Annotated in this window: 5 protein-coding genes and 1 pseudogene; all 6 read right to left on the reverse strand. The window is 63.7% G+C overall.

Translation table 11 applies throughout. From position 1 onward, the window contains the following. On the reverse strand, positions 1 to 533 hold a 533-nt coding region (locus AC1D1T_RS30185), incomplete at its 3' end, for a hypothetical protein (RefSeq protein ID WP_477993128.1). Positions 534 to 539: 6 nt separating this feature from the next. Further along, positions 540 to 854 carry a hypothetical protein gene (locus AC1D1T_RS30190; RefSeq protein ID WP_052211231.1) on the reverse strand — a complete coding sequence of 105 codons (315 nt, stop codon included), beginning with the start codon at positions 852 to 854 and terminating at the stop codon, positions 540 to 542. Next, the gene (locus AC1D1T_RS30195) at positions 842 to 1,450 is read right to left on the reverse strand and encodes a prolyl hydroxylase family protein (RefSeq protein ID WP_477828203.1); all 609 of its coding nucleotides are present in this window, start codon (positions 1,448 to 1,450) and stop codon (positions 842 to 844) included. The genes AC1D1T_RS30190 and AC1D1T_RS30195 overlap by 13 nt, the downstream gene beginning before the upstream one ends. Before the next feature lie 178 nt (positions 1,451 to 1,628). Next, on the reverse strand, positions 1,629 to 1,958 hold the full coding sequence (locus AC1D1T_RS30200; RefSeq protein ID WP_156154632.1) for a hypothetical protein: 330 nt from the start codon (positions 1,956 to 1,958) through the stop codon (positions 1,629 to 1,631). Positions 1,959 to 2,098: 140 nt separating this feature from the next. After that, on the reverse strand, positions 2,099 to 4,246 hold the full coding sequence (locus AC1D1T_RS30205) for a peptidase domain-containing ABC transporter (RefSeq protein WP_477993129.1): 2,148 nt from the start codon (positions 4,244 to 4,246) through the stop codon (positions 2,099 to 2,101). A gap of 55 nt (positions 4,247 to 4,301) precedes the next feature. Then, a pseudogene (locus AC1D1T_RS30210) lies at positions 4,302 to 4,551 on the reverse strand (hypothetical protein); the annotation flags it as partial.

Raw genomic sequence — 4,551 nt, forward strand, 5'->3', positions numbered from 1 at the left:
ATGAAGAACTGTGCAAACCCAAACAATACTCCAAGCACTGTCACAACACCAAATCTTGAAGAAGTTGCAACGAGCAGCATGGCGCTTGTTCTACCATTTCCAAAACTAAATTCCGCCCCTTGAGATAACCCTAAAGGAAGCCACCCCATAAATATCATTAGGCAACAAAGAAAAATTACTATCACCTTCGCCGACAACGACGGGAAATGATTCCGATTACCAGATGGCAACCAGAATATGCTCACGAGCAAAAGGATGGTGGCCCAGAGTAGCGTGAAAGTGGAAAAAACCTCTACAAAAGCGGGGTCAAATGATCTCTGCGCCGCCTGCATAACTCCACTCATAGAACTTACTATTGCAAGGGACACTGCTCTGAGAGGCCCGAGAGACTCGCCGCTCGGCAAAATTATTCCGACGACCCCAGCCCCGATCCAATAGGCGATCATCAAAGAGATCGCGCGCTTATCTCGAAGGCGATCCACTGCATTTGGTTGTCCGTGAACGATTAGTTTTAGTTTCATACTTTTCACCATGTTTCTTCAGATGGATCGATCTCTTAAATTTATGATGAGTGACAGCTCTGCCATTGCGGCGGGACCTCGGCCCATGTGGGCATGGTGCTGAACGCAGTCCAGGTCGACGACGATCAGGTCGCCACATCGATACAGCGTCCACGTTGAACAGCCCGCCATTTCCTCCCGCCCTCGTGCGACGACGCGCAGGTAGAGGTCGCGATCTCGATCAATGGTCCAGTCGTGCGCATGTGTCCCTCCGACGATGAAGGTCTCATTGATGGATTCGAGGTCGTACCTTTCCGCGTCCGCGCTTGCGATGTACTCATTCACGAAGGCCATGATGAACTCCCGTCGTAGAACACATCCGACCGCAGCACGTACTTGGCCCCTTCCGTGACCGCCGCCCCCTCATGCCACGTGTCGTGAACGAAGAGCAGCCCGCTTCCCTGCCGCGGCACCACCTTGAACTCCCGGAAGTCCGTTTCCCCACCGTCGAAGCCGTGATTCAGGTAGACCAGCAGCGTCAGCCTGCTGGTCATCCCGCCCTCGGTCCACGGCCCGTCCTTGTGCATCTTGAAGCGCTGCCCGGGCGAGTACTTGTAGAAGCGCAGTTCCTTCGGCAAACCCGCGGCAGCTTCGCCGTCCAGGTGCGGTAGCGGCAACGCCGCCAACCGCTCCCACAACAACGCAATCCACGACGGCGCCTCGAACTGCGCACGCTCGTTGTTCCGCACATTGCGCATCAACTGCGGGCCCGCCACCGTCCGCACCGATGCCGCGTCGAACCCGCGCCGCTCCGCCAGGTCGATCAGCGCTGCGCATTCGTCGGCCGACAGCAGGCCCGGCACCGAGAACACGCGCTCCGAATGGGGCACCCATTGCTGCGGTGATGCGGGCGCACCCGCAGGCGTGTCACTGATCGCGAGACTCGACATGTCTTCTTCCTTCTCCCCCTTGACCGCTGCAGTCTAGTCACGTCGCGCCGCAAATCCCGGAACTGCGCGCACCCCCTGATGGGGGACATCTACAAGCCAGATGGCGCTATGAGCACTCTGTATGGAACGAGTCCGCGCGCGGACGCGCTACTGCAAGCCGCGCGTCCGGCCTGGCGACCTACTCCACTTCACCGTCCACCAGCGCTTGCAGGCAGAAGCTGATATCGCACAGGCCGCATTCGCAGCGCACCTCCAGCACCGGCAGCGCCCCTGGCACGCCAGTCGCACATTCACTCACCGTCACCAACCCAGCGCACGCAGGGCATCGCCGCTCCGCCTTGCCCGTCTCGAAACCGTACGAGCGGACCGCATCCAGCGCGGTGCCCTTCGCCTGCAGGAACAATGCATCCGCTCGCCGTTCAATCCAGCGCTCGCACGCCACCTTCACCACCACAACCACAAGCCCCACCAGCGACATCACTGCCGCAACACTCAGCCAATCGTTCATTTGCCGTCCTTTGCCAACACCGGGTTGCACTGCCAGGTGGTGTTGATCGGATCAGCATAGAAATCAACTGTGCAGGACATATGCACGTGTGGCTCTTGACCCGCACGATTCTCCCTCGGGGAAACCCCAGCAGCCGCATCTCAGGCCTCTGCAGCCAGGTCCGCCGGCGTTGCCGGCACCGCCTGCAACTGGTGCCCGCCCTCCCGATGCAGCTGCACCACCGCATCGATCTTCAGAACCTTGGGCAGGTTGTGCGTGATGAACAGCATCGTCACGCGGCCCTTCAACCCGTTGATGGTCTTCGCGAAGCTCTCGGCCGTGTCGTGGTCGAGCGCCGATGTCGCCTCGTCGAAGATCAAGACCTTCGGGCCCTTCAGCAGTGCACGGGCGATCGCCAGGCGCTGCTTCTGCCCACCCGACAGGCCGCTGCCGCGCTCGCCGATCTCGGTCTGGTAACCCTGCGGCAGCGCCTCGATCGTCGTGTGGATGCCTGCCATCTTCGCGGCCTGCACCACCTGGTCGAAGCTGGCTGCCGGGTTGCCCGCGCGCAGGTTGTCGAAGATGCTGCCGCTGAACAGCACCGTCTCCTGCGGCACCACGCCGAAGTGCGCGCGCAGCTCGTTGGCGGCCATGTGGCGGATGTCGACGTCGTCGATGCGGATCTGCCCCTGGCTCGGCTGGTAGAAGCCCATCAGCAGCTTCGCGAACGTGCTCTTGCCCGTGCCCGACGGGCCCATGATCGCCACCGTCTGCCCCGGCTGGATGCTCAGGCTCAGGTCCTGGTAGAGCATCGGCAGGTCATCGGCATAGCGGAAGCCGAGGTTGCGCACCTCGATGCGGCCGGCACCACCCGTCTGCCGCTGCGGCGTGATCGAGTACGGCTCGGCCGGCGCGTTCATCACGTCGCCCAGCCGCTGCACGCTCAGCGAGGCCTGCTGGAACTGGCTCCACAGGCCAACGATGCGCAGCACCGGCTGGCTCAGCTTGCCGGCGAACATCTGGAAGGCCACCAGCATGCCGATCGTGAAGCTCGGCTCGGTCATCACCGTGTACGCACCCACCATCAGGATCAGCAGCGTCTGCACCTGGTCCAGCGTGGTCGCGAAGATGTTGTAGGTGTTGGCCGTCTGCTTGGTCTTGAAGCCCGACTGCAGGTAGCTCGCCAGGTAGCCCGCGAAGCGCTGCCGCAGCTGCGGCTCCATCTGCAGGCTCTTCACCGTCTCGAAGCCGGCGATGTGCTCGGTGACGAAAGCCTGGTTGCGCGCGCCCAGCAGGAACTGCTCGTTCAGCCGCGCCTGGAACAGCGGCGCGATCACGACGCTCACCACCGCGATCACGCCCAGCACGCCGAGCGAGATGCAGGTCAGCAACGCGCTGTACCAGAACATCACGCCCAGGCAGATCACGAGGAACGGCAGGTCGAGCACCAGCCCGACCGCTGCGCCGGAGACGAACTCGCGGATCGTCTCCACCGCGTGCAGCCGCGCCGCGACGACGCCGGTGGGCCGGTGCTGGAAGTAGCGCAGCGGCAGCCGCAGCAGGTGCTCCCAGATCGCCGCCCCCAGCACCGCATCGACGCGGTTGCCGGTGTGCAGCACCAGGTACTGCCGCACCCAGCTGAGCAGGCTGGTGAACACGGTGAAGATCAGCATCGCGATGCCGATCGCGATCAGCGTGCTCTCGGTGCGGTGCACTACCACCTTGTCGATGATGGCCTGCGTGAACAGCGGCGTGGCGAGTGCGATCAGCTGCAGCGCGAGCGAAGCGAGCAGCACATCGCGCCACACCTGGCGGTGCTTCATCAGCTCGGGCACGAACCAGCGGAAACCGAAGCGCGGTGCCCCGGCCGCACCATCCGGATCGGCCGCGGCCGCAGTGACCGGCACCGCCAGCCAGGCCACGCCGGTGATCGCCTGCGCGAACGTCTCGGCGTCGAGCTCGTTCGCCGTCGCGCTGCCGGCCTTGAACAGCACCACCTTGCCGTCGACCGCGGCGGTCACGATGCCGAACACCGGTGCCGCGTCGTCCGTGGCATCGGCCTTCAGTGCCACCAGCAGCGGGAACACCATGCGTTCGAGACGCGCAGGCTTCAGCGTGACCTGCCGGATCTTCAGGCCGAGCGCACGGCCGGCCGCGATCACCGTCGCGTGCGTGCACGGCGGCGGAAACTCGCGAGCCACCAGTTCGGCCGCGAACGGCTGGCGGTGCAGGGAACAGATCGATCCCAATGCCCACAGCAGCTGCTGTTGCGACACCACTTGTGGCGCCCCTCCCCTCGTCCTCGTCATGGAGGCTTACTCCCGTTCTTGTGAAGGTCAGTCTATCCGGCGCAGTGCCGATTCCTCACGAAACCGGCACCACCACTTGGGGGGATGACGCGCTCAGCAAGGCGTCGTAGCCGGCGAGGCCGGCCTGCATCGAATAACGCTGCGCGAGTCGTCGCGCAGCAAGCCGGCGTGCAGCCCACGCGCTGCCGCCCTCGAGCGCGCCCGCCGTGGCTTCTGCGATGCGTTCCACATCGAAGAACGGCACCAGCGCCCCCGTCTCGCCATCGATGACAACCTCGCGCACCGGTGCGGTGTCCGAGCCGATG

Source organism: Rhizobacter sp. P2_H3, from assembly GCF_056403355.1.

Excerpts from the sequence above, each read along its gene's own strand:
- AC1D1T_RS30200 (WP_156154632.1), bottom strand. The coding sequence starts at position 1,958 with ATGAACGATTGGCTGAGTGTTGCGGCAGTGATGTCGCTGGTGGGGCTT.
- AC1D1T_RS30190 (WP_052211231.1), bottom strand. The coding sequence starts at position 854 with ATGGCCTTCGTGAATGAGTACATCGCAAGCGCGGACGCGGAAAGGTAC.
- AC1D1T_RS30195 (WP_477828203.1), bottom strand. The coding sequence starts at position 1,450 with ATGTCGAGTCTCGCGATCAGTGACACGCCTGCGGGTGCGCCCGCATCA.
- AC1D1T_RS30205 (WP_477993129.1), bottom strand. The coding sequence starts at position 4,246 with ATGACGAGGACGAGGGGAGGGGCGCCACAAGTGGTGTCGCAACAGCAG.